The 23852-nt window shown below is 40.4% G+C and carries 24 protein-coding genes; 8 read left to right on the top strand and 16 right to left on the bottom strand.

Annotation, left to right across the window (positions count from 1 at the left end; all coding sequences use genetic code 11):
* Positions 1–61 precede the first annotated feature (61 nt).
* The gene (locus PT287_RS09245) at positions 62–2827 is read right to left on the bottom strand and encodes a cation-transporting P-type ATPase (protein WP_277134423.1); all 2766 of its coding nucleotides are present in this window, start codon (positions 2825–2827) and stop codon (positions 62–64) included.
* Positions 2828–2988: 161 nt separating this feature from the next.
* Here PT287_RS09245 and PT287_RS09240 point away from each other — a divergent pair, with 161 nt between their 5' ends.
* Positions 2989–4011, top strand: a complete 1023-nt coding sequence (locus PT287_RS09240) for a lactonase family protein (RefSeq protein ID WP_277134421.1) — start codon at positions 2989–2991, stop codon at positions 4009–4011.
* Positions 4012–4052: 41 nt separating this feature from the next.
* Here the strand turns inward: PT287_RS09240 and PT287_RS09235 are convergent, their stop codons facing one another.
* From PT287_RS09235 to PT287_RS09225, 3 genes are read right to left on the bottom strand one after another with little or no spacing between them, the layout of a single operon-like run.
* Positions 4053–4940, bottom strand: a complete 888-nt coding sequence (locus PT287_RS09235; RefSeq protein ID WP_277134419.1) for an RluA family pseudouridine synthase — start codon at positions 4938–4940, stop codon at positions 4053–4055.
* On the bottom strand, positions 4927–5733 hold the full coding sequence (locus PT287_RS09230; protein WP_277134417.1) for an NAD kinase: 807 nt from the start codon (positions 5731–5733) through the stop codon (positions 4927–4929). Before PT287_RS09230 ends, PT287_RS09235 begins: the two co-directional genes overlap by 14 nt.
* Positions 5730–6362, bottom strand: a complete 633-nt coding sequence (locus PT287_RS09225) for a GTP pyrophosphokinase family protein (RefSeq protein WP_277134415.1) — start codon at positions 6360–6362, stop codon at positions 5730–5732. Before PT287_RS09225 ends, PT287_RS09230 begins: the two co-directional genes overlap by 4 nt.
* A gap of 74 nt (positions 6363–6436) precedes the next feature.
* Here PT287_RS09225 and PT287_RS09220 point away from each other — a divergent pair, with 74 nt between their 5' ends.
* Together PT287_RS09220 and PT287_RS09215 are read left to right on the top strand one after the other, a co-directional pair.
* Positions 6437–7060 carry a CYTH domain-containing protein gene (locus PT287_RS09220; RefSeq protein WP_277134413.1) on the top strand — a complete coding sequence of 208 codons (624 nt, stop codon included), beginning with the start codon at positions 6437–6439 and terminating at the stop codon, positions 7058–7060.
* Positions 7061–7141: 81 nt separating this feature from the next.
* Positions 7142–7780 carry a DsbA family protein gene (locus PT287_RS09215; protein ID WP_277134410.1) on the top strand — a complete coding sequence of 213 codons (639 nt, stop codon included), beginning with the start codon at positions 7142–7144 and terminating at the stop codon, positions 7778–7780.
* Here PT287_RS09215 and PT287_RS09210 read toward each other — a convergent pair.
* The 6 genes from PT287_RS09210 to PT287_RS09185 all read right to left on the bottom strand — a co-directional run bounded on the left by PT287_RS09210 (position 7772) and on the right by PT287_RS09185 (position 12419).
* A complete protein-coding gene (locus PT287_RS09210; RefSeq protein ID WP_277134408.1) occupies positions 7772–8602 on the bottom strand; it encodes a competence protein CoiA family protein in 831 nt (276 codons plus the stop codon). The genes PT287_RS09215 and PT287_RS09210 overlap by 9 nt on opposite strands.
* A gap of 66 nt (positions 8603–8668) precedes the next feature.
* On the bottom strand, positions 8669–9406 hold the full coding sequence (locus PT287_RS09205) for an adaptor protein MecA (protein ID WP_277134406.1): 738 nt from the start codon (positions 9404–9406) through the stop codon (positions 8669–8671).
* Positions 9407–9515: 109 nt separating this feature from the next.
* Positions 9516–9914 carry a transcriptional regulator SpxA gene (gene spxA, locus PT287_RS09200; RefSeq protein ID WP_277134404.1) on the bottom strand — a complete coding sequence of 133 codons (399 nt, stop codon included), beginning with the start codon at positions 9912–9914 and terminating at the stop codon, positions 9516–9518.
* A 210-nt stretch (positions 9915–10124) separates the two neighbouring features.
* Positions 10125–11858, bottom strand: a complete 1734-nt coding sequence (gene ptsP, locus PT287_RS09195) for a phosphoenolpyruvate--protein phosphotransferase (protein WP_277134402.1) — start codon at positions 11856–11858, stop codon at positions 10125–10127.
* Positions 11858–12124 (bottom strand): phosphocarrier protein HPr, encoded by a 267-nt coding sequence (locus PT287_RS09190; protein WP_277134401.1) that lies wholly within the window; start codon positions 12122–12124, stop codon positions 11858–11860. The genes ptsP and PT287_RS09190 overlap by 1 nt, the downstream gene beginning before the upstream one ends.
* Before the next feature lie 112 nt (positions 12125–12236).
* The gene (locus PT287_RS09185) at positions 12237–12419 is read right to left on the bottom strand and encodes a hypothetical protein (protein ID WP_277134399.1); all 183 of its coding nucleotides are present in this window, start codon (positions 12417–12419) and stop codon (positions 12237–12239) included.
* A 162-nt stretch (positions 12420–12581) separates the two neighbouring features.
* Here PT287_RS09185 and PT287_RS09180 point away from each other — a divergent pair, with 162 nt between their 5' ends.
* Together PT287_RS09180 and PT287_RS09175 are read left to right on the top strand one after the other, a co-directional pair.
* The gene (locus tag PT287_RS09180; RefSeq protein ID WP_277134398.1) at positions 12582–14774 is read left to right on the top strand and encodes an ATP-dependent Clp protease ATP-binding subunit; all 2193 of its coding nucleotides are present in this window, start codon (positions 12582–12584) and stop codon (positions 14772–14774) included.
* A 122-nt stretch (positions 14775–14896) separates the two neighbouring features.
* Positions 14897–15178 carry a DUF1827 family protein gene (locus tag PT287_RS09175; protein ID WP_277134396.1) on the top strand — a complete coding sequence of 94 codons (282 nt, stop codon included), beginning with the start codon at positions 14897–14899 and terminating at the stop codon, positions 15176–15178.
* Between the two features lie 167 nt (positions 15179–15345).
* On the opposite strand, the gene PT287_RS09170 is transcribed toward PT287_RS09175, so the two are convergent.
* Both PT287_RS09170 and PT287_RS09165 read right to left on the bottom strand, forming a co-directional pair.
* Entirely contained in the window at positions 15346–16917 is a 1572-nt protein-coding gene (locus PT287_RS09170; RefSeq protein WP_277134394.1) for a peptide chain release factor 3, read from the bottom strand.
* Positions 16917–17786, bottom strand: a complete 870-nt coding sequence (locus PT287_RS09165) for a hemolysin family protein (protein ID WP_277134392.1) — start codon at positions 17784–17786, stop codon at positions 16917–16919. Before PT287_RS09165 ends, PT287_RS09170 begins: the two co-directional genes overlap by 1 nt.
* A 101-nt stretch (positions 17787–17887) precedes the next feature.
* On the opposite strand from PT287_RS09165, the gene PT287_RS09160 reads away from it, so the two are divergent.
* On the top strand, positions 17888–18349 hold the full coding sequence (locus PT287_RS09160; RefSeq protein WP_277134389.1) for a hypothetical protein: 462 nt from the start codon (positions 17888–17890) through the stop codon (positions 18347–18349).
* On the opposite strand, the gene PT287_RS09155 is transcribed toward PT287_RS09160, so the two are convergent.
* Both PT287_RS09155 and recX read right to left on the bottom strand, forming a co-directional pair.
* Positions 18350–18829, bottom strand: a complete 480-nt coding sequence (locus PT287_RS09155) for a hypothetical protein (RefSeq protein ID WP_277134387.1) — start codon at positions 18827–18829, stop codon at positions 18350–18352. It lies immediately after the preceding gene.
* A gap of 10 nt (positions 18830–18839) precedes the next feature.
* A complete protein-coding gene (gene recX / locus PT287_RS09150; protein ID WP_277134386.1) occupies positions 18840–19655 on the bottom strand; it encodes a recombination regulator RecX in 816 nt (271 codons plus the stop codon).
* A 131-nt stretch (positions 19656–19786) separates the two neighbouring features.
* On the opposite strand from recX, the gene rlmD reads away from it, so the two are divergent.
* Positions 19787–21166 carry a 23S rRNA (uracil(1939)-C(5))-methyltransferase RlmD gene (gene rlmD / locus PT287_RS09145; RefSeq protein WP_277134384.1) on the top strand — a complete coding sequence of 460 codons (1380 nt, stop codon included), beginning with the start codon at positions 19787–19789 and terminating at the stop codon, positions 21164–21166.
* Between the two features lie 178 nt (positions 21167–21344).
* Here rlmD and PT287_RS09140 read toward each other — a convergent pair whose 3' ends face one another.
* Positions 21345–22256 carry an alpha/beta hydrolase gene (locus tag PT287_RS09140; RefSeq protein ID WP_277134514.1) on the bottom strand — a complete coding sequence of 304 codons (912 nt, stop codon included), beginning with the start codon at positions 22254–22256 and terminating at the stop codon, positions 21345–21347.
* Positions 22257–22375: 119 nt separating this feature from the next.
* On the opposite strand from PT287_RS09140, the gene PT287_RS09135 reads away from it, so the two are divergent.
* Entirely contained in the window at positions 22376–22660 is a 285-nt protein-coding gene (locus PT287_RS09135) for a hypothetical protein (RefSeq protein ID WP_277134382.1), read from the top strand.
* Positions 22661–22690: 30 nt separating this feature from the next.
* Here the strand turns inward: PT287_RS09135 and PT287_RS09130 are convergent, their stop codons facing one another.
* Positions 22691–23851, bottom strand: a complete 1161-nt coding sequence (locus PT287_RS09130; protein WP_277134380.1) for a hydroxymethylglutaryl-CoA synthase — start codon at positions 23849–23851, stop codon at positions 22691–22693.
* Position 23852 lies beyond the last annotated feature (1 nt).

Below are 23852 nucleotides of genomic sequence, written 5' to 3'. Positions count from 1 at the left end.
AATAGTTAATTTTAGCATAATAAAAACCGCTTACCTAATATATAAGCGGTTTTTATTATTTTTATTCTTTAACTTTTTTATGGAAAAAGAGCCATTTACGTAATTCATCAATTAACACAAGTGGAATTGGCAGGCAGAAGAGGAATAACCAATCTGTTGGTAACAATCTTGTCGTGTTGAATAATTGTTGTAAACCAGGTGTTACTGTCAAAATAAGGAAGAGCAGGATTTCAAAGATAATCCCGTACCAAATATTGTGATTGCTGAACAAGCCCTTCTTGAAAATCGAAACCTTGTTGGTCCGGCAGTTCAAAACATTGGCAACCTGAGTAAAGACAATTGCACCCAAGACCATCGTTGTTGCCCGCATATAAACAGGACCACTGGAGGCTAAGGCAACTTGCGGCCAACCATTTTGCGAGTTGACAAAGAAGTATGCGCCAATCGAGATAATACTTGAAATCAAGCCATACCATAAGAATGCATGGAGGATAACACTGCGATTGAGCAAGTGCTCATTACGCTTTCTCGGAGCTTGCTTCATCACGTCTGGGTCAACGGCCTCACCACCAAGCCCTAATGCTGGCAGCATATCTGTTCCAAGGTCAACCGTTAGGATTTGCATAACTGTCATTGGGAGTGGAATCAAACCACCGGAGAAAAGAAACAAGATTGACGGAAAGGCTTCAGGAACATTAGACGTCAAAATATACGTCAAGAACTTCCGAATGTTGCTGTAAACGGCCCGACCTTCTTCAATTGCGGCAACAATTGAAGCAAAGTTATCATCAGTCAAGATAATATTGGCAGCGTCTTTAGCAACATCAGTACCAGTCATCCCCATTGCAATCCCAATGTCAGCTTGCTTTAAGGCTGGCGCGTCATTAACACCATCACCTGTTGAGGCAACAATTTCACCATTTTCTTGTAAAGTCTTAACAACCTTGTACTTTTGTTCAGGAGCAACTCGAGCGAAAATAACTTCTCCCTTCAAGGCTTCACGCAACTCATCATCGCTCATCGCCTCAAGTTCTGTTCCAGAAATAACGCGCGCTTTATCAGAAGTTAATCCGATTTGAACCGCAACAGACTTAGCTGTAAGCTTTGAGTCACCTGTAACCATGATAATCTTAATCTTGGCTTCGTGACAGCGTCTAACAGCATTATAAATTTCTGGCCGTGGCGGATCACTCATTGTCGTTAATCCAACAAAGACCAAGTGTGTCTCGGCTGTATCAATTGTTAACTTAGCGACATCAGTGTCAGCTTTGTCAACAATCCGATAAGCCATTGCCATACTCCGCAATCCTTGAGCAGCGTATTGCGCATTAGCCTTATTAGCTCGGTCAATATCATCTTGGGTCATTGGTCGTACTTGACCATCAACTTGTACTTGATCACATTGCTTAAGCACATCACTGAAGGAACCCTTAGTGAAGATGATGTATTGTTTATCATTCCAGCGGTGAATCGTCGTCATTCGCTTTCGATCAGAATCAAACGGTAATTCGCGCATTCTTGGATACTTAACCAACACTTTTTGCCGGTCAAAACCAGCCTTTTGCGCCATGATAATTAATGAAGCTTCGGTTGGTGTCCCCAAAATTTTAGGCTTGCCACCCTTAACCTTACTTGACTGCACCGCGGTGTCATTATCAAGCGAAGCAATCTGAATCAACTTATGTAAATCTGGGTTTTCTTCATACCACAATTGCTTACCGTTTAATTCAACTTGACCATTATTAACATAGCCATTACCCGTAACCTTATATTCGTTTTTCAAGGTCCAGATATAATGAATTGTCATTTGGTTTTGGGTCAATGTCCCAGTCTTATCGGAACAAATAACTGTTGTTTCACCCAAGGTTTCAACTGAGTTCAGTTCTTTAACCAAGGCGTGCTTTTTCGCCATTCGGCGAACACCCTGCGCCAAACTTAGAGTAACCGTTGGCAGCAAACCTTCCGGAATAAAGGCAACAATCATCCCTAACGCAAAGATAAACGCCTTAGCAAATGGATACTTAACAAAGAAAATCGCTGCAATTAAGAACAATACCCCAATCGAAACCGCAATAATTGATAATTGCTTGGTCAACCGGTTAAGCTCTTGAGTTAACGGGCTATCAACCTTGTCTTGCTTTTGGGTCAATTGCGCAATGCGACCAAATTCGGTGTCCATTCCCGTCGCAAAGGCAATTGCCCGCGCCGTTCCGGCACCAACTGTCGTCCCTGAATAAACCAAGTTAGTCTCAGCATAACTACCCTCACCGGGATCATACTTTGTCGTCTTAGATTCTGGCACCGACTCGCCGTTTAAGGCACTCTGGTCAACCTGCATTGAACTTGCTGAAATTAGCCGAGCATCAGCAGGAATTGCATTCCCAGCCTGCAATACAAATACGTCACCAGGAACCAATTCCTTAGAATCAATCTGCACTTTTTTGCCATCACGAATGACCTGCACATAAGTCGGCAACATATTGTTCAAGGCGTCAGTTGCCCTTTTAGCCGCACGTTCTTGCCAAAAACTAAACAGGCCATTGATGATGTTAACCATCCAGATTGCGATTCCCAATTCAATTGTGCCACTGAACATCGCAATCGCACCTGAGATCCACAACAAAATTGCCATCATACTGACAAAATTTTTAAAAAATACTTTCCACTGTGATTCTTCTTGAGACTTTTTAATCTCGTTAGAACCATATTTTTGCAGTCTTTTGGCAGCTTCTTGTGAGCTTAGGCCATCGGATGAGGAATTTAAATTTGTAAAAACTTCTGCAATATCGTTTTTTGCATAAAGTTCACGAATTTTACTTTCGTCCATTAACGGTACCTTCTTAACTAAAATTTCCTACTTTTAAAAAAGTCGACAATCTACTTTAACACTTTTTTTACAAAAGTTAACTACCTAAAATTAAATAATTGCACCTCGTGCTATACTTATTAGAGGCAATTATATTACAAAATTTAATTGGAGGTTAAAATATGAGGCTATTAATTGGCGGCTACACTAAAAAAGCAGCCACCGGAATTTACGAATTACCGCTTGAGACCAAGGATTCGGCTAAAGTTGGCCAGGCAAAAGAAATTATTAAAATTGGTGGTCCAACCTACTTTGTTCAAGATAGCGACCTGATTTTTACGATTAATAATGCTGGCGATAAAGGCGGAATTAGCGCCTACAAATTAGTTAACGGTGCATATCAAGAAACTGATTCTTATTTAACAGCTGGCTCATCTCCTGCATATGTTGGCATCAACAAACAGCAAAAACTGCTCTACACCGCCAATTATCATACAGCCGTGTTAGCAGTCTTTTCTTACACTGGGGATGGTAAATTAACCTTGCTCGATTCAGTAACGCATACTGCTGATACGTTGGGTCCGCGGCCTGAGCAAGTCGATGGTCCGCATCCACACTTCTTCAATGAAACACCTAACGGTAACCTCGTTAGCTGCGACTTGGGTAATGATTGTGTCGACTTTTATGCATTAAGCAATAACAAACTGAAGCACCTGGCTAGCTACCAGAACGAACCGGGCTTTGGCAGTCGCCACATTACTTTTAGCCCCGATGGCAACTACTTTTACGTTGCTGGCGAATTATCCAGCAAAGTTAATGTCGTTAAGTTCGATGAAAATAATTGGACTTTTGAAAATATTGCAACTTATTCAACCATTCCAGAAGACTACACTGAACATAATGGCGCCGCTGCAATTCGGATGAGCAGCGATGGCAAGTACGTTTACGTCTCTAATAGAGGCCATAACTCAATCACCGTGTTTGGTGTTAAGTCTGACCACACCTTGCAACTTGCTCAACGAGTTTCCACGTTTGGCGAGTTCCCACGTGACTTTAACTGGGATAAAAACGAAGAATACGTTGTTGTTGCTAATCAAAATACAGATAACGCCACGCTTTACACCCGTGATGCCAACAATGGTTGTCTAACACCTATCCAAAAGGATATTGCCGTACCAGAAGGCACATGCGTATTATTCGAATGATTAATAAGAGTTGTGCATAAACACAACTCTTTTTTTGATGCTTATTTTTTCAATTCTTGCCATAATTGCCGCATATCATCTGGCTCCGCAATTTTAATTTCCACTTGCCGATTTGCAAAAGGGTCCGGAAAAGCCAAATAATAGCAATTCAAAGCTTGTCTTGTAAACTTATCCGCCACGCCATAAAGCGGATCACCAAATAACGGATGTCCAATCGACTGCATATGTACGCGAATCTGGTGCGTGCGACCTGTAAACAGCCACAATTCAACTAGGCTGGCACCAGATACTTGCTCAAGAACGCGGTATTCAGTGGCAGCTGGTTGCCCTGCAGGATCAACTTGCCGCACAACCGTGCCGGCTTTTTGACTGATCGGCGCCTTAATCATCCCCATTAACTTATTTTCCACAAAATTGCCGTGCACCACAGCATGGTATTTTTTTACAAAATCATTCTTACTTAGCTTGGCAAAACGCGCGTGGGCAATCGGATTCTTGCCAATTAAAACTAACCCCGAAGTATCACGGTCAAGACGAGTAATTACATGCGGTTTAGCTATTCCTTTATCTTGCGCAAAATATCCTAAAGCACGATTAACTAGAGCGTCATCGTCCTCATAACGTGAAGGTATCGACAAAACGCCAGCTGGCTTGTTTACAACCAAATAATTGGCCGTTTCTTTAATGATATTTAACGGCTTATTTGAGGGCCGCAACCACGGGTTCGCCTTTTCTTGACCCGGTACAAAAATAATTTCATCACCGCAATGCAATTGGTAACTTGTGTAGCGCCGTTTATGGTTAACCAATATTAGACCATCGTGATTTTTGGCATTATTAACGGCTTGCTTTGAAAAGCCATTCTTCATTAAAAAAGCCCCTAATTTTTGGGGGCTATCACTTGTAAATTTTAACTTAAATAGTGTCATCTTTATCACCAATAAAGGCACTCTGCACCCGCGACCAAAATCGGGTGTGACCAAAACGATCAAAGCGAATTACCTTTTGCGAAATCCGATAAGTAATCTTTTTCGCATTGCGAACATCAATACGCTGACCGTCAATTGTCATCACCAAATGATCGGCATCCGGAACAATCGTAATCCACTGGTCAGGCGCAATCACAATCGGCGAAGACAAAGTCCGAAATACCCGATTATTAATCGAGGCAATCTCAGCCATTTGCAAGGCTTTTAACCGCGGATGAATCACGGCGCCGCCAAGCGACTTGTTGTAAGCAGTTGAGCCAGTTGGCGTTGACACGCATAAGCCATCACCGCGAAAATTCTCAAACAATTGCCCCTCAATATAGACATTGGCTTCCAAAGTGCGTGAAACACGTTTTACCGCCGATTCGTTCAAGGCTAAGAAATGCTTTTTTTCGCCCGCCTCGGTTTCAAGTTCAACTTCCAATAACGGATAATTGGCCGACTCTGGCTTATGCAAAAAGAGTGCATCAACCATCTTATCAACATCATCGCTGCGCCAATCAGTATAGAATCCCAAATGACCAGTATGAATCCCAATAAACCGGATTGAACAGACCTGGGCTTCGTAACGATGAAAGGCATTGATTAACGTGCCATCACCGCCCACCGTGATTACCACATCCGGATATTTAGCATCAAAAACAACATCGTCTTTTTCCTGCAGCAGCTTTTTTAAATGTGCTACCACTCGCAACGTTTCCTCATTGGTATTATGAGCAATCGTTATTCTCATGATTTTTCCTTACCTTTATTCTTGGTAAAAATCTTCTGCGCTTCCTGAACCTCATCCTTAATTAAAGACATTTCCTCATCTAGCTTGTATGCCGTCTCCGCCGTTGACTTAAGACGTTCAGAAATATCATCTGGATAAGAGCCCTGATACTTGTAATTTAAAGTATGCTCGACCGTTGCCCAAAAGTTCATCGCTAATGTCCGCACCTGAATTTCGGCTAGCAACTTTTTAGCGCCGTCCGGCAAATAAACCGTATAAGAAATTACCATGTGGTAAGATCGATACCCAGAAGGCTTGGCGTTCTGTACATAGTCACGTTCTTCCAGGACTTCCATGTCTTGCCGGTCATGAATTAAATCCACTGCCTTATAAATATCGTCAACAAACTGGCACACAATCCGAATGCCGGCAATATCTTGCATATCGGTTTCAATCACGTCGGGACTGATTACCCGCCGCGTCATTTTTTCTTTAATCGAATCAACTGTTTTCACCCGACCAACGACAAACTCAATTGGTGAGTGCTCTCCCTTAGTCAAGAAACTTTGTCTAAGGGCCCGAAATTTTACTTTTAGCTCATTAACGGCCTCTGTGTATGGCCATAAAAAGTTGTCCCAATCCATTTCCATTGAAATAATTCCTTTCTCAAACAGCATCTTCATTTTAACATACAATAAGAGTAAACAGATTGGAGTAATTACTGATGACTAAAAATACTGAAATTGAAGCTAAAACATTGTTAACTAAAGAAGTTTATCAAAAATTATGTACGGCTTTCCCCGTTAAAAGTGACTTTGTACAGGCGAATTATTATTTTGACACCCCCGATAGCTTATTAAAAAAGCACCAGATTAGCTGCCGCGTGCGCTTATTCACGGATCATGCTGAACAAACGCTTAAGGTTCCCCACTCAAAGCTTGTGCAACACGATTTTCATGAAGCAGTCGAAATTAATGACGATTTAAAACTAGCAGCTGCTCAAAAACTTGTCCAGCATGCAGAAAAGGGGACGATCGTAACATTTAACGGTAATGTGGAACAATACTTGCAAGATAATTTCGGTTCCCAGCTTAATTTACACTTGCAAACTTTTAGTAAAACTCACCGCATTCTAGCTACTGGACCCGAAAATTGTGAGTTAACATTAGATGCCACTACTTACCCAGATTCTTACGAAGATTACGAATTAGAGATTGAAAACTCTAATCCCACTTTAATCAAAAAAATTCTTATTTCACTTGAAAACAGCTATAATTTTAAGCAAACTAAAACTAATACTAATCAACCCAAAATTGCTCGAGCCTTCAGTCATTGTGTTAGAATGTAATTATGTGAGCGTATTCTTTGTTTCTATATTAGTTATTTGTTAAAGTTATAACTAACTGGAAATTTGAAGGAGAAATTAAAGATGTTTGAGATTTTTCTCTTTGTCAATCCAATTGGCATCTACTGTTATGAGACAGAACTTTTAATTAAGCAAGCCATTGATGAACTTAACATTGATACTTGTTTCAATTACATTCCGATTACTAACACCAAAGTAATTAAAGAGGATATTTTACGACGGCGTAAAGAAGGTCAAAAGTTAACTGATATTTCCAAGTATACAATGGCCTCTTTTCAAACATTGCGCCTTTATCATGCGATTAAGTTTGAATATGGTAATAAAAAAGCTCGGGCCTATTTGTTTGAATTGCAACAGGCCCTGAACATTAATTTCTATCGTTATTCTGAAAATTTAGCCCGAAAAATAACTAAAAAATTGAATATCGATTTTAACAAGATTACCAGTCCCAAAACTAATAAGTATGTTGATAAGTCTATCAAACAGGACCTAGAGCTCGCCGATAAACTTGGTGTGCGCAACACACCAACCACCATTATTTATAATGAGAGCGGTAATTACAACGGCATTTTATTAGAGGGAATTGTTGCTCACGACAGATTAATTAAGGTTTTAAAACATGATTCCTGCTTAATCGAAAACTTTGAAGAAGAAACCAAAGATTGTGCTTTGCGCAAAACTAATCATTTGCGCTTAATTTAAGTACGCAAGAACATTATTAAGTTGGCCCACGTAACGCATCTCAGTAAAAACTTTTTCTGGTAGATCATCGAGTGTCATCTTTTTAACATACAGGGCAGTCGCAATTGACTGCCCTATTTTTGTTTTCTGCATTAATTGCCGCATCAAATATTGCCGCTGCTCAGCAGAATTAACTTGATATGTCTTCAGCTGCGGCCGAAAATGCCACAAACGTTGTAACCCTTGTGCGTTTAAAGCAAATGTCATCATTTGATAATGAACTCGACTAGTTACCGGCTCAAGTAAAACATTGTACTTAAGAATTAATTTCTTTCTTTTAGGATTAACTTCCAAATAATAATCGCGCCACAACTGGTTTTTACGGAAAAAAATCAGCTGTGACTTTTTTATTTGCCTTTGTAAATAATGACGCTGACCTACAACCCAAACATCAACAACTCCAATTTCAAAATATAACTGATGTCGATGATTAAATTCTGCCAGGCTTAACGGCGCACATTGCACTTCAAACGCTAATTGCGGGCTTGCTAAAACATCTGCTCGCAGCTGCCCTTGAGCAAGTGGAATTTCTAGTTGTGCGTTAAAGCCGGCCTCTCGCAATGCTTCTTTTAGAAGCGCTTTACTCAACGCATGTTCTGCCTTTTCTCCCATCATGTTAGTTGACCGCGTTAAGTGCTTAAAATATGCACCTTGAGCTGTTTTAATCAGTTGCACACGATGATGGCATCGCGGACAAGAATAGTTTTTTTGTGTTTTACTTTTAATTTGTGCCGCTTCAGTAGCGGCCAAAACCAATTGCTTATTTAATAATGCTGCGTACAAATTTATCACCTAAATTTAAGTACGCAAAAAGGCAAGTTACTCACTTGCCTTTTTAATTAAAATTATTTAGCGATTATTTTTACCAAAGTACTGCCGCAAATAGCCCAATGCATCACAAGCAATTAGGCATTTACCCGTTGTCCGTACTCGCGCCATCTCGCTAGCCTTGACTTTAATGCCATACTCATTCGCAATTGCCCAAGCATCTGCTGGTTTAATCTCCGCGTAATTTTCATTATTAAATGTTAATTCTAAGTAAAATTCTCCTCGTTCAAAATATAGACTTGAGGACAAATCACTAGCCCGCAAATTATCTGCTAGTTCAGTTAGCGGATCGAGATCTTTGAAGCTATACGCTTGTTTCTTTTGAAATTTCCAAAATGGCTTCTTTGATTGCGGTTGCGCACCACCTTGAGAGCTGCTAACAGGAGGTTCTTCAGTTTCGTCATCATCTGGCTCCTCATCAGAATCCAAATCAATAAACGACGTCTTACGCGGATCATCAGACGCTTCCTGAGAGTCTGTATTACCACCAAACATTTGTGTTAAATGATCGCGATCTTTATCAGTTACCTTACTAATTAACAAGTCTAAGCCGCCGTTATTTGGCATTACTTGAAAAGTTACCGGAGCATCCTGACTAAAGGAATGATCGGTATCAACTTCATCTAAGATAGAATAAAAGAAATGCTGGATCTTATCCCGATCACCCAATAAATCTAAAACCTTTAATCCACGATTAGCTAATTCATTTTTATCTATCCGGACGCGAATAGTATTTTCATTAATATGATCAACTTGCACGAGTTTTCACCTCCATTGGATCCTTTTATTCATTGTAGCGTACTTTGCAGGTAAAATAAAAGCGTTAGTCTAAAAAACCAACGCTTTTTTTATTAAAAACACTGCTAGATTATAAGTCGGCAATCTTTTGCATTTCTTCGAGTTCAAGCCGACGAACTTTCCGTGGCAAGAACCGACGAATTTCGTCTTCATTGTAACCAACTTGCAAACGCCGATCATCCATAATAATTGGTCGTCTCAATAAGCTTGGATTCTTCTCAACCAAATCAAGCAATTGATCGATTGATAAATCATCAAGATTAACTTTTAATTGTTGGAAAGCTCTTGAACGCGTTGAAATAATTTCTTCGGTACCATTTTCTGTCATCCGCAAAATTTGAATAAGCTCGTCTTTAGTAAGAGGCTCAGAGAAAATATTTCTTTCTTTAAAAGCAATGTCATGTTTCTTCAACCAAGCCTTTGCCTTACGACACGAGGTACAACTCGGAGATATATATAAATTAACCATATATTTCACGCTCCTTTGAACATACTACTTCTTAACTAATATCTATTATAGCATATTACTTCTTTTTTGTAAGTAGTATTTTCGTAATTAATTATATTTTTATATTACAGCCTAAAAGTGAATAAACTGTGACTTTTTTACCAAGAAAGATTAAAGGTGAAACAAAAAATAGTACATTACCTTTGATAATGTACTATTTCTTTGTTTTTTTTACTTGTCAACCTTATTCATCAAGTCGGCAACTAACTGTTCATTTTCTTCAGCAGTTTCAGAAATGTAACATGCTTTATTTGCCAATTCCTTAATATCTTCAGTATTGAACTCCCTCATTAAGCTTCTAATCCGCAAAATAGAGGTTGCACTCATTGAATATTCATCAAGACCCATTGACAATAAAATTGGGAACATGGTGCTGTCGCCAGCGGCTTCACCACACATGCCACACCAAATACCATTTTCATGAGCTGCATCAATTGTATGCTTAATTAGGCGTAATACTGATGGATTAGCTGGTTGGTAAAGATAAGAAACATTATCATTACCCCGATCAGCAGCCATTGTGTATTGGATTAAGTCATTAGTTCCAATTGAGAAGAAATCAACTTCCTTGGCAAATTGATCAGCTAAAACTGCAGCAGCTGGAACTTCAATCATCATCCCAACTTCTAAGTTATCACCAATTTTAACGCCGTCACTCGTCAACTTAGCCTTTTCTTCAGCTAAGATTGCCTTGGCCTTGCGTAATTCATTCAACGTACCGATCATTGGGAACATAATTCCTAACTTACCATAAGCAGAAGCTCTAAGCAATGCCCTTAATTGGGTTCGGAAAATGTCTTCGTTCTTCAGTGACAGTCTAATTGCCCGGACACCCAAGAATGGGTTCATTTCGTCTGGTAAGTCCCAATAATCGAGGTGCTTATCACCACCGATATCCATTGTCCGAATGATAACTTGCTTACCGTGCATTCCTTCGATAACTTCTTTATAAGCTTCGAATTGTTGGTCTTCTGTTGGGAAGTCCTTAGAATCCATGTACAAGAATTCGGTTCTATACAAGCCAACAGCCTCAGCACCGTTATCATTAACACCTTGCATATCGTTTGGTGTACCAATGTTAGCTGCAATGGTGAATTTCTTACCATCAGCAGTAACTGACGGTTCGTTCTTTAATTTTTCCCATTCAGCCTTTTGTGCTAAGAATGCTTCACTCTTTTGCTTGTAATCAGCTACTTGCTCATCACTTGGTTCAACAACTGCATCACCGTTCAAACCGTCAACTACCAAAGTCTGGCCGTTTTCAACGTCCTTAGTAACTGAATCAGTCCCAACAACAGCTGGCAATTCAAGTGAACGAGCCATAATTGCTGAGTGCGCAGTCCGACCACCAATATCAGTTACAAAACCCTTAACAAATTGCTTATTTAATTGAGCAGTGTCACTAGGTGTCAAATCATGCGCAACCACAATAACTTCATGATCAATTGCAGCTGGATTAGGCAATTCTTTATTCAAAAGATGGGCCATTACCCGCTTAGAAACATCGCGTACATCAGCAGCACGTTGTTGCATATAAGCGTTGTCGGTCATTCCTTCAAAAATTGCAATAAACTTTTGTGCAGTTTCATCAAGTGCGGCTTCACTATTAACTTTTTGATCTTTGATTTCAGTTTCAATGGCTCCTGTAAATTCAGGGTCATTCAAAATCATCAAATGGGCTTCAAATACTTGAGCTTCGTCCTCGCCTAAACTCTTTTTTGCGCTGTCGCGAATTTGTTCAACTTCTTTAACTGAAGCAGCAGTCGCCTTTTTAAAGCGAGCCAATTCACTAGCAGTGTCGGCAACAGTGGTCTTCGTAAATGAAAGATCTGGTTCTACCAAGAGATAAGCAGGTGCTACAGCGATACCATCACTTGCAGCAATTCCTTTTAAAGTCTTGGTCATTATTCAGCTAAACCTTCTTTTTTCATTGTGTCTGTAATAGCAGCAATGGCGTCTTTTTCGTCATCGCCTTCAGCGCTGATTGTAACATCTGCACCCTTACCAACGCCGAGTGACATTACACCCATGATTGACTTCAAGTTAACTGACTTGCCGTTGTATTCCAAATTGATATCTGAACCAAATTTAGAAGCAGCTTGTACTAAAAGTGTAGCTGGACGAGCATGAATACCTGTTTCTGCAACAACATGAAAATCGCGTTTTTCCATTATAATTATCTCCTTTTAAATTGAAAAATCAAAACGGTAGTAAATACCTATTCGAATATTAGACTATCATTTTTTTGTGAATTAGACAACATAAATGTAACAGTTTACATCATCAATTTTCTACTTTTGACTGTGAATAAATGATTTTTCCACCACGTAAGGCGCGGCCTGTTATATTTTGTCTTTTGCCAAACGCGCGCAACGCAGTTTGAAAACCAAAGGCATCTTGGGGTTCAACTTCATATTGGTCAAGCTCACCATCAGCCAATTGTTCAAGAATTTTTTGATAATCCACTAAAATATCACCGTCTTTTTTGTCTTTTTTACTTAACGACCACTGTTATTTTAACATATTTATTGAACTTACAAAAAATAAGTTTTTGAGTTTTAGCACTTGATTATTGAGAGTGCTAATTATATAATTTAGTAAACTTGAAATGAAAGGCGGTAAGTATAATTGCTTTGTCAAAATTGTCAAAAGCGGCCTGCTTCCATTCACCTTTATGCGAAGGTTAATGGCCAAAGTCGCGAAATTAATTTATGTGGACAATGTTATCAAGAACTTAAACAACAAGGAAATATTAATATGAATAATGACAACAACGGTTTCTTCGGAGACTTTGATGACTTATTTAATAGCATGAACGGTAATAACGCTGCATTTAACAACGCTAATCAAGGCCAGCCGCAAAGAGCTAACGGCGGCAATAATGGTGGTCGTTCATTACTTGACCAATACGGCACTGACCTAACGGCATTAGCTAAAAAGGGCAAAATTGACCCAGTGATTGGTCGGGATAAGGAAATTGCTCGGGTAATCGAGATTTTAAATAGGAGAACTAAAAATAATCCGGTTCTAATTGGTGAAGCCGGCGTTGGTAAGACAGCAGTTGTCGAAGGCCTCGCCCAACAAATCGTCGATGGTTCGGTACCTGCTAAATTACAAGACAAGCGAATTATTTCACTAAACGTTGTTTCACTTGTTCAAGGAACCGGTATTCGTGGTCAATTTGAGCAGCGGATGCAACAGCTGATTAAAGAATTGCAACAACATGACGACATTATTTTGTTCATTGATGAGATTCACGAAATTGTCGGTGCTGGGAACGCAGAAGGCGGAATGGACGCTGGTAATATTATTAAGCCTGCCCTTGCCCGCGGCGATCTGCAATTAGTCGGCGCAACTACGTTAAAAGAATACCGTGAAATCGAAAAGGATTCGGCTTTAGCCCGCCGCTTCCAACCTGTTGACGTCAAGGAACCATCAGTTGCAGAAACCATTCGCATTTTGCAAGGTATCCAAAAGCGCTACGAAGATTACCACCACGTTCACTACACAGACGATGCAATTAAAGCAGCGGCCGAACTGTCTGAGCGTTATATTCAAGATCGTTTCTTGCCTGATAAGGCCATCGACCTGCTCGATGAGGCCGGTTCAAGAATGAATCTGACCATTCCTTACGTTGATAAAGATAAGATTAAAGAACGAATTGCTGCTGCTCAACAATTGAAGCAGGAATCACTAAAAAACGAAGACTACGAAAAGGCCGCATATTACCGCGACCAAATCGAAAAATATAATAAGGTAAAAGATCAAAAGATCGATCCTGATAAGTCACCGATTATTACCAGCAAGATTATGAACAAGATTGTTGAAGAAAAAACTGGTATTCCTGTTGGCGATTTGCAAAAGCAAGAGGAAAACCAGTTGCAAAACTTGGCGCCAACTTTAAAGGCCCACGTTATCGGTCAAGATCAAGCCGTTGATAAAGTTGCTCGCGCAATCCGCCGCAACCGAATCGGCTTTAATAAGTCTGGTCGTCCAATTGGTTCCTTCCTCTTTGTTGGTCCAACTGGGGTCGGTAAGACAGAATTAGCTAAGCAATTAGCTAAGCAAATGTTTGGGTCAGAAAACGCCATGATTCGTTTTGACATGTCGGAATTTATGGAATCCTATTCTGTTTCCAAATTAATCGGTTCTGCTCCTGGTTATGTCGGCTATGAAGAAGCTGGACAATTAACCGAACAAGTACGCCGCCACCCTTACAGCCTGATTTTACTCGATGAAATCGAAAAGGCTGACCCGTCGGTAATGAACTTGTTCTTGCAAATCTTGGACGACGGCCGGCTAACCGACTCACAAGGACGGACTGTTTCCTTTAAAGACACAATCATCATTATGACTTCTAATGCTGGTCAGGGAATTAAAAATACCAGTGTTGGGTTTGCGGCTGAAAATACCGACGAAGAAAAAGATTCAGCTAGAAGCTCCATGAGTCAATTCTTCAAGCCTGAATTTTTGAATCGGCTTGATGACGTCATTGAGTTCAACGAATTATCAAAGGACGACCTCGTTAAGATTGTTAACTTGATGCTTGATGAAACCAATGATATGGTCAAAAATCAGGGCTTACAAATTACGGTAACTGACGATGCCAAGAAGAAATTAGTCGAGGATGGCTACAATCCAGCAATGGGTGCACGGCCTCTGCGCAGAACTATTCAAGAAGAAATTGAAGATCGCGTAGCTGACTTCAAGCTTGATCATCCAGATGCCAAGAACTTAACTGCAAGTGTTTCTGACAATCACATTGTGATTAATGAGCAAGTAGATCCTGCCCCAGCAACTACTCCAGATACTGAACTTTAATAAAATACAGCAAAAGCATGATTATTCAAAATTACAATAATCATGCTTTTATTTAGAGAAAAAACAACAAATTAGCGTTATACTAGAGTTGACAAAACTACTACAAGAAACGGGTGAAATCCATGCATTTAATAGATGTAACCAATAGTTATCGGGATTTAGTACACAGTCAGCTTAACTCAACTGATGTTAACTATGTCAAAGTTTACTCTTTGGGTAATACTTCTGTTGTTTATACCGAAAGCGACACGGCAATCGGAATTGCTATCGAAAATCACGATCGCCGTGTGCGCAAGGATGAAGTTGAGTTCATTATCAAACGCTTGATTAAAGAACGTGACCCTTCATACTTAGTAACCTTTGATAAAAATCAACGCGTGGTCGAAATTCACGTTGATAAGTAAGATAACCGTTGCTAGTTTTAGGTACTTTAAGGTAATTCTTAAAGTGCTTTTTTATTTATTCTAAATTATCAGAAAATTTAATTAACAACTATCATAAATTTGAACATGGATAAGGAAAAATTAGAGCATAGCAAAAATGGTTGGCATTTTGCCAACCATTTTTGCTGTTATAGTTTTTCAGTTAATTTAACATCTGGATACTTGTCTTTGAAGAAGCGCTCCGCAAATTGATTTTCAAATAAGAAGAGCGGTTGATCGTAACGATCCTTAACAAGCAAGTTACGACTGTTCGACATTGCCGGATCAAGCTGATCGGGATCAATCCAACGAGCAACCCGGTGACCAATACTCGTCATTTCTACATCTGAGTTATATTCATTCTTCATTCTGAACTTGAAGACCTCAAACTGCAGTTGACCAACGGCACCCAAAATATACTCATCAGTCTGGTAATTACGGTAAAGCTGAATGGCCCCTTCTTGAACCAGCTGCGTCATCCCCTTGTGGAAGGACTTTTGCTTCATCACATTTTTAGCAGTAACACGCACAAATAGTTCCGGCGTAAATTCAGGTAGCGCTGGATACACAACTCTACGCTTACCAGCGTAGATACTATCGCCAATTTGGAAATTACCGGTATCGTACAAGCCGACAATATCACCAGCAACGGCATCTGTAACCTGCACACGTTCGCTAGACATAAATTCGGTTGCATTATTTAAGCGGATTGGCTTATCAGTCCGAGCTAAAGTAACATCAAGTCCCTTTTTGAACTCACCACTACCAACTCTGACGAAGGCAATTCTATCGCGGTGATGTGGGTTCATATTAGCCTGAATTTTAAAGACAAAGCCAGAAAATTCAGAATCGTCGGGGCTTAATTTTTCATCACCGTTAACTACGTGACTTTCAGGAGCCGGTGCTAATTGCACAAAGCTCTTTAAGAAAGTTTCCACACCAAAATTAGTTAAAGCTGAGCCAAAGAACACTGGTGTCTGGTCGCCCTTGATAATCTTATCAAAGTCAAAGGTATTGCCCGCTTCCTTAATTAAATCAATCTCATCCAAGGTATCTTGAAATTGTGGATTTTGACCAAATGGTTCACTTGCCGATAATTTACCATCTTTATCTAAAGGTAAGAAGCGATCTTCGCCATCCTTGCGATACAATTCCACTTGGTTATTAGCAATATCATACAGTCCCTGCAGCGTTTGTCCAGACCCAATCGGCCAGTTCATCGCAACGCCTTCAATGCCAAGTAAGTCTTCTAATTCCGCAATTAAGTCTAGTGGCGGGCGACCATCGCGGTCCAACTTGTTCATAAAGGTAAAAATTGGAATACCACGCTGCTTAACAACCTTAAACAGCTTCTTGGTCTGTGGCTCAATCCCCTTAGCGGAGTCAATTACCATCACAGCCGAGTCTACAGCCATTAAGGTTCGATAAGTATCTTCTGAGAAGTCTTGGTGTCCTGGAGTATCAAGGATGTTAATACGCTTGCCCTGATATTCAAACTGCATCACGGAACTGGTAACTGAAATCCCACGCTGCTTTTCAATTTCCATCCAGTCACTGGTGGCATAATGTCCGGTTTTACGTGCCTTAACCGTTCCGGCACTACGAATTACCCCACCAAAAAGAAGCATTTGCTCCGTAATCGTCGTCTTCCCAGCATCGGGGTGCGAGATAATTGCAAATGTTCTTCTTCTTTTTACTTTATCTAAAAGTTCTTTACTCATTAATTATCTTGTTCTTCTTCCTGTTGTTTTTCTTCTGGAATTGTTAATAACACCGTCATAAGCCGTGACCGCATCATTCTTCTAGTTGTCAATACCATGCCGTTATCAAGCTTAACCGATAACTTTTCACCCTTGGCCGGAATAATTCCTAGCTTAGTAATCATAAAACCGGCAATTGTATCGACATCTTCCATTTCGAGGTCAGTGCCAAATTGTTCGTTAAAGTCTACTAGCGGCATCTTACCATAAATGACGTATTTATTAGGACCAATTTGATTAAATAAGACCTCAGCATGATCGACTTCATCATCAATATTACCCACAATTTCTTCAATTAAGTCTTCAATTGTAGCAATGCCAACCACGCCGCCGTATTCGTCCGTCAAAATAGCTAGTTGCTGCTGCGTCTGCTGCATTTCAACTAGTAATTCACTTAAATCGGTTGTTTCTGGTGCAAATAGCGGCGGGTTCATCACATCTTCATAATCGATATTGTCAAAGCCCTTTTCTCGCGCCTTCCGCAGCACTGTCCGAATATGGATGACCCCGATAATTTTATCCTTATCCTGCTTGTACACAGGAATGCGTGAATAAGGCTCACGCAAAATGTCGTCAAGATTATCCTGAAAGCTATCACAGCAATCCACCATATACGCGTCAATCCGCGGAACCATTACCTCGCGGACCATCCGCCCTTGAAAATCCAAAACATTATTTAGCATGGAACATTCCGTTTCACTAATTTTATTATGCTCACGCAGTGTCGTAATTTCCGTGGCTAAATGTTCTTTGGTTTCTTCATCGCTTGCAGGGGAAAATTTATTTTTAATTCGCTTAAATAAATTCCCCTTGGCAGGGTCGCTAGTCATAATTTTTGCTCTCTTTCTTAAAACATCAACATAAATAATAACATTATATCATGTAAGCCCGCGATATGTTAGAATAGCACGTAAGAAACGAGGTTAATTTAATGAAAAAAAGTCATGTTCTGCTTGTTTTTACGTTTTTATTGCTAATTCCCTACCTATGCAGTCTACTAATTATCGGTATTGGCTATGATGCACTAGTACTGCATTCGGCCGACTTATTCAGAACTACCATTGGCGCACTAGTTGGTGCCACAATCATGTTTGCCATTAAGGCGACAATTCAACGCCCCGTTGACCTATTGGCAATCTCTGTTGATGACGGCTTCTTTAAACAATTATTGCGCTTCTTCAGTATCAGACGGCGCTATCTTCTCTTGTTTGCCAACATGGCACTCGACTTTATCCTTTGCTTTGCGGCAACGTTTTTAGTCCGCAATTGCCTGACACTCGACCAGATTGTTGGTAAATCCGTTGGCATTGTCTTTTTGGTTATGTTACTGTCAACTTGCCTTGGGGCATATGTCGAATACGACAACTTATCAATCGACCCCAAACAACATTAATTATTTACTGTCTTCAAGATACAAGTCTTGGGACAGTTTTTTTGTATCCAAATCTAAACTTTGCAAGATATATGGTGTGGTACTATCGCCCATATTTTCATATACCTGAATTCCTGCGTCAGTTACCTTGCCAATTAATTCGGGTAAAACGAAGTTAAGTGGCTGATTGAAAAAGGCAAGACTTTGCTCTGGTAATTCAACTCGGGCTACCTGAGTTTGCGGCAAGACAAACTTCATTAAGCCAGCTGGTACTTTAACTTCTTTAGGTGCAATGACACCATACCAATACATGAAGTTTTCTGGGCCAAACACCACTAGACTGCTGCGCTTACCTGTTAAATGATTGCTTTTTAAAAATTTCTGGAAAACCACATTGTTTTCCATTTCTAAATTACAACCGGAAAAAGTCTTTTCCTGATCCATCATCGCATCTGGAAAAGGTCTACCAACAAAAGTTAATTCTTCTTGTGCTTGTTTCATTATAATCCTCCTAGTATTCGGCTAATTCATCCAGCGGTATAATCTCACCAGCTAAAAACGCGTCGATTTCGTTGCTGGCAAAGCCATGAGTAAACAGATAATTACGAATTTTGCGTTCGCGCTCGCTTTCCGGCAGCCGGCGAAAACGTTTATAGGCTTTGACGCCCTGCTTTTTAAGCGCCTCAACTTGAGCATCACTGTCTGGTCTCATGTCAGCTTCTTCAACGACCAAACTGGCAATGCCGCTAGAAAAGCCGTGACTCAACAGCTTTGAATTCATTTTACGATTTAACTCACGCTCTGAAACCTTGCCAACTTGACTTTTTAGGGATTTTAGTACGCGTAATCCTGTGTCCAGCCAGTCCTCATCTGCCACTTCTGCCAATTCTTCTTGAACAATCGCCGGATCAATTCCCTTCTGGGTTAACTTGCGCGTTAACGTCAATGGCCCGTCAGTGCCGCTGCGCAGACTCTGCTTAATTGATAAAGTGACATATTTGCGATCGTCCAAAAAGCCCATCGCACTTAACTGGCTTACCGCATTTTGCGCAGCCTCGTCCTCAATGCCATGCTTTTGTAAATACTGCAAGACCTCATAAACCGTCCGGGCTTGGTAACTGAGATAATTTGAAGCCAGTGCCGTTGCTTTACTGCACACATCAAACTTTTTAACTGCTGTTAATTCGTTTAGGTTTAACTCCTGACCCTTTAATAACATAAATTCGGCAACGGTTTGTTCACTAGCTGAAAAGGCGTACTGCCCATCGAGAAAAATATTATAGCGCCCCGGCCGCTTTTGACTGCTGACTTTAGTAATGATTGGCATTTTGGCCTCACCTTTCTAACTCTTTACCTTACCTTTATATGCTAGCAAATTTTCGTGTTTCTTGCTAAAAACTTTTTCTGAGGAGTACAATAAATAATTAACAGTTAATTATTTATTGTAGAAAGAACATTATGCGCAAAAATTTTAAACAAAAACAAGCAAAAGAAAAAGACGTCATTATCACCATTAAACGCCTTGGAATTAACGGCGAGGGGATTGGCTATTACCGCAAGAAGATTATCTTTATTCCGGGTGCTTTACCGGGTGAAGTCGTAGTTGCCAAAATCATTAAGGACTTTCCCCACTATCTTCAGGGCGAACTTGTCCGCATTAAAGAACAAAGTCCTGACCGCGTTGCCTTTCCTAAGGGTGTCAATCCAGCAATTGGTGGCCTAGAATTAGCTCATTTGGCTTATCCTAAGCAACTGGAATTTAAGCGGGACAATGTGCTCGAGGCTTTAGAAAAATTTCATCCTCGTGGCTACCAAAAATATAAGGTTAAGCCGACCATTGCAGCACCAGACGAATGGCATTACCGTAACAAAGCACAATACCAAATTGAACAAGACCACGGCAAGACCAACTTAGGTTTGTTCGCTCCTAACTCGCACCACCTTTATGACTTACCAGTCATGCCAACGCAAAGTAAGTCTACGCAAAAGGTTGAACGGCAGATCAAGGCTTTGGTTGAAAAGATGCACGTGGCTGTGGCTAATCCATACAGACATACACCGGGCTTAAAGACCATCGTTGTTCGCGAAGCTGAGGCAACTAAAGAAATTCAGGTAACCCTAATTACGGTTGGTCACGAAATCAAGAATTTACTGCCACTAAGTAAAGAAATCATGAACCTGCCTGACGTTGCTAGCGTTTATCAAAACGAAACCGACTGGCGCAACCCACAAGTCTGGGGTAATAAAACCGAAAAGCTTGCTGGTAAAAACAAGATTATTGAAGAAATTTTAGGTAAAAAGTTCGCCCTGTCACCGCGCGCCTTTTTCCAATTAAATCCGCAGCAAACAGCCAATTTGTATTCTGAGGCATTGAAGTTCTTAGACCTCCGAGAAGACGAAACTTTAATCGACGCATATAGCGGCGTTGGTACCCTAGGTATCCTAGCCGCTGACCGAGTAAAACAAGTTATCGGAATTGAAACTATTCCTGAAGCCGTTGAAGATGCCAAGCATAACGTTGAACTCAACCATATTAAAAACGCCGACTATCTTCAAGGCAGCGTCGAAAAGGTTTTGCCGCACTTGCAAGAAACTGGCGTAGCAGTTGATGCCCTAATCGTTGATCCACCAAGAACTGGTTTGGCTAAGAGCTTAATTAAAACGCTGCTCAAGATTAAACCACAAACCTTTGTTTACATTTCCTGTAATCCATCAACGTTAGCTCAAGACCTAATTTTACTAACCGAAGCCTACGACGTGCGTTTAATTGAGAACGTGGACATGTTACCACAAACACCGCGATGCGAATGTATTGCCAAATTAACCTTACGTAAATAAAAAACAGTTGTCGCTAAGCGGCAACTGTTTTTGTTTGCGGATAAGGTATTATTCCTACTATTATTTCATTATTAGCAGAGCATTTTGACAATATACAATTTAAGAGATTAGATTTTGCTGATACACTATCCACCTAATTATCATACCATCTATTGTAAGCGCTTGCAAATACTAGCTATTATTTAACGTATTGCGCTAAAAACTTGCTGACATGAGCTTTATATGCCTGAGGATGATCTTCATAAGAGTGAGCGTGCTTAGACTTAGGTGCAACCCAAAGCTCTTTGGGGCCTTTAGTAGCGCGATAATTACTGTAAACCATTTTAGTTGGCACAAAAGTATCGTTACCACCATGAATAAACAACATTGGTCGGTGATTTTGCTGCAACTGGTTAATGCTTGATCCATCTTTAAGGAAATAACCAACTTTAACGCGATTAATCCCACTTAAAATTTCAACTAATGGGAACCTTGGAAAAGCTGGCATGTTGTACAGCGCCTTAGCCTCATGCTCAATTTCGTCCTTAACACTGGTATAGCCACAGTCTTCAACAAACGCCTTAACCTGCTTCGGCAGCTGCAACCCACTGACCATCATTGTTGTGGCGCCGCCCATGCTGACACCAAAGACAACGATTTGCTGATTTTGACCGTTCTTGGCAAGCACCCGATTAATCCACTTTTTGACATCAGCCTTTTCAACCCAGCCATAGCCAATATATTTTCCCTGGCTCTTGCCTTGAGCACGCGGATCCGGTGTTAACGTATTGTAGCCTAACTCATGAAAAAGCGCATCGTACTTGCCCATATTTTCCTTAACGTCCATGTAGCCGGGCAAAACAATCGCCGTCTTACGCGAATTTTTGCTAGGAATATAATTTGCATCTAGACGATACTTGTCATCGGCAGATTGCATATACCATTTTTCTTTTTTAACCTGCTTGAACCACGTCTTTTGCTTATATAGCGGGGCAGACTTCTTAATTACCTTACTTGAAGAAGATAAAAAGCTCTTGTGTCCCGGAACACAGGCAACTTTAAAGAAGTAAAAGCCTGCACCAGTAAATATTAGACAGATTAATAAAATCACAGTAACTAATGAAAGCCATAATTTTTTGTGTTTTAATTGTTTCAAAGAGTTAAGCCAACTTTCTATCAAAAATACAATATCATTAGTATAGCATTTTAATTTTGTATAGGTATAATAAAATGAGACTTACAGATTTACTCCAATTAACCAACGATTTAAGCGAACAAACAACCTTTTATTTAACAATTGAGCAAAAAGTGCTGCCGCTTGCTCGGTTAAAAATCACGGCAAGCGAATGTTTGCTCTATCCAGGGCAAATGCCAATGACTAAGGTCAAAATCTTCCACTTGGTTAAACACATGCATGGTCGCAGCATCCCTTTGTGGGTACAAAATGGCAATAAACGTTTGCCGCTTTATGGCGTCCAGATTTTACCGGAGACCAATTCAGTTAGATTAACTTAAAAAGCAGGCTGTCAATTTAGCCTGCTTTTATTATTTTTGGCGGTATTGGCGAATGCGGTTTTTCGTCCCTGCAAAATACCAGTAACCTGCCTCCTCGTCACTAATTAATGTTGTCCCATCAATTGGATCACTCAGAGCCGTGGTAAAAATTCGTTCATATTCTGGAATCGCTAACTTTTGCCGTCGCTGCAGCAGCTTTTTAGTTCCAGAAGGATTGAGCATTTTTTCATAATTTGCTACTGTTTTTCCCGAAAAGAACTCCCCCATGGCACCAGAACCATATGAGAACAGACCAATTAAGGCATCAGCTGGTAAAATGCTATTTTCGAGTAAACTAAGTAAGCTTAAATAAAGTGATGCTGTGTAGATATTTCCCACCACCCGGCCATAACGTGCGGCCGTTGTAAAATTAGTCGCCAGCAGCTCACTTGTTGCTTCATCTTGGTCAGCAATCGCCAACCGGTTAGCCTTCAAGCCCATTTTGGTAAAAGGCAAATGATAGATCAGGGCCGTAAAGTCACTTGTTTGCAGCTTTTTTAGTTTTTGATAATCAGTAAAGGTTCTTTGAAAGAAGTCTAAGTAAACCTGCGTGGAATACTTACCATCAACTAGCGCCGTCACTGAATTGTTGGGCCGCCAAAAGTCGTTAATGTCCTGACTAAAGGCGCTATGACCGTCATTTAAAGTCAAAATGCGCGGGTTAGCCTTAATTAGCAAACTCACGCTGCCCGCACCCTGCGTCACTTCCCCAGAAGTGCCGATACCGTAACGAGCTAAGTCACTACCGATAACAATCGCACTGTGGTGAGGATGCAGGCGAACATAATCACGGGCAATCATCACACCAGCCGTCATGCCAAAGCACGCTTCTTTCACTTCGAAAGTTCGCACTTCAGGTGCTAAGTTCAGGGCACTTTTGACAAATAAGGAAGCTGACTTAGATTGATCCACACCACTTTCAGTTCCAAAAATCAGAAGTCCAACCTGCTCGCGATCAATTTGCGGTAGATATTGCGTCGCATTAATCCCCATTGAAACGGCATCTTGCGTTTGGTCGGCCACACTCATCTGACTTTGACCAATACCGATTAAATACTTATCAACATCTTCATTACGCGCATGAGCCAAATCTACCATATCCATATACTTATTGGGTGTATAAAATCCTATTTGGTCAATTCCAACTTGCATT

The organism is Lactobacillus sp. ESL0679 (genome assembly GCF_029433515.1).
In the GTDB taxonomy this organism is placed as follows: Bacteria; Bacillota; Bacilli; order Lactobacillales; family Lactobacillaceae; genus Lactobacillus.
This window is presented reverse-complemented; position numbering and strand designations above follow the sequence as displayed.

Bases quoted from the DNA above. Each gene is read 5' to 3' on its own strand.
- PT287_RS09215 (WP_277134410.1), top strand. From the start codon at position 7,142: ATGTTTGAGATTTTTCTCTTTGTCAATCCAATTGGCATCTACTGTTAT.
- PT287_RS09165 (WP_277134392.1), bottom strand. From the start codon at position 17,786: ATGACTAGCGACCCTGCCAAGGGGAATTTATTTAAGCGAATTAAAAAT.
- PT287_RS09235 (WP_277134419.1), bottom strand. From the start codon at position 4,940: ATGACACTATTTAAGTTAAAATTTACAAGTGATAGCCCCCAAAAATTA.
- PT287_RS09170 (WP_277134394.1), bottom strand. From the start codon at position 16,917: ATGAGTAAAGAACTTTTAGATAAAGTAAAAAGAAGAAGAACATTTGCA.
- spxA (WP_277134404.1), bottom strand. From the start codon at position 9,914: ATGGTTAATTTATATATATCTCCGAGTTGTACCTCGTGTCGTAAGGCA.
- ptsP (WP_277134402.1), bottom strand. From the start codon at position 11,858: ATGACCAAGACTTTAAAAGGAATTGCTGCAAGTGATGGTATCGCTGTA.
- rlmD (WP_277134384.1), top strand. From the start codon at position 19,787: ATGCGCAAAAATTTTAAACAAAAACAAGCAAAAGAAAAAGACGTCATT.
- PT287_RS09155 (WP_277134387.1), bottom strand. From the start codon at position 18,829: ATGAAACAAGCACAAGAAGAATTAACTTTTGTTGGTAGACCTTTTCCA.
- PT287_RS09220 (WP_277134413.1), top strand. From the start codon at position 6,437: ATGACTAAAAATACTGAAATTGAAGCTAAAACATTGTTAACTAAAGAA.
- PT287_RS09245 (WP_277134423.1), bottom strand. From the start codon at position 2,827: ATGGACGAAAGTAAAATTCGTGAACTTTATGCAAAAAACGATATTGCA.
- PT287_RS09190 (WP_277134401.1), bottom strand. From the start codon at position 12,124: ATGGAAAAACGCGATTTTCATGTTGTTGCAGAAACAGGTATTCATGCT.
- PT287_RS09135 (WP_277134382.1), top strand. From the start codon at position 22,376: ATGAGACTTACAGATTTACTCCAATTAACCAACGATTTAAGCGAACAA.
- recX (WP_277134386.1), bottom strand. From the start codon at position 19,655: ATGCCAATCATTACTAAAGTCAGCAGTCAAAAGCGGCCGGGGCGCTAT.
- PT287_RS09175 (WP_277134396.1), top strand. From the start codon at position 14,897: ATGCATTTAATAGATGTAACCAATAGTTATCGGGATTTAGTACACAGT.
- PT287_RS09230 (WP_277134417.1), bottom strand. From the start codon at position 5,733: ATGAGAATAACGATTGCTCATAATACCAATGAGGAAACGTTGCGAGTG.
- PT287_RS09240 (WP_277134421.1), top strand. From the start codon at position 2,989: ATGAGGCTATTAATTGGCGGCTACACTAAAAAAGCAGCCACCGGAATT.
- PT287_RS09130 (WP_277134380.1), bottom strand. From the start codon at position 23,851: ATGCAAGTTGGAATTGACCAAATAGGATTTTATACACCCAATAAGTAT.
- PT287_RS09225 (WP_277134415.1), bottom strand. From the start codon at position 6,362: ATGGAAATGGATTGGGACAACTTTTTATGGCCATACACAGAGGCCGTT.
- PT287_RS09160 (WP_277134389.1), top strand. From the start codon at position 17,888: ATGAAAAAAAGTCATGTTCTGCTTGTTTTTACGTTTTTATTGCTAATT.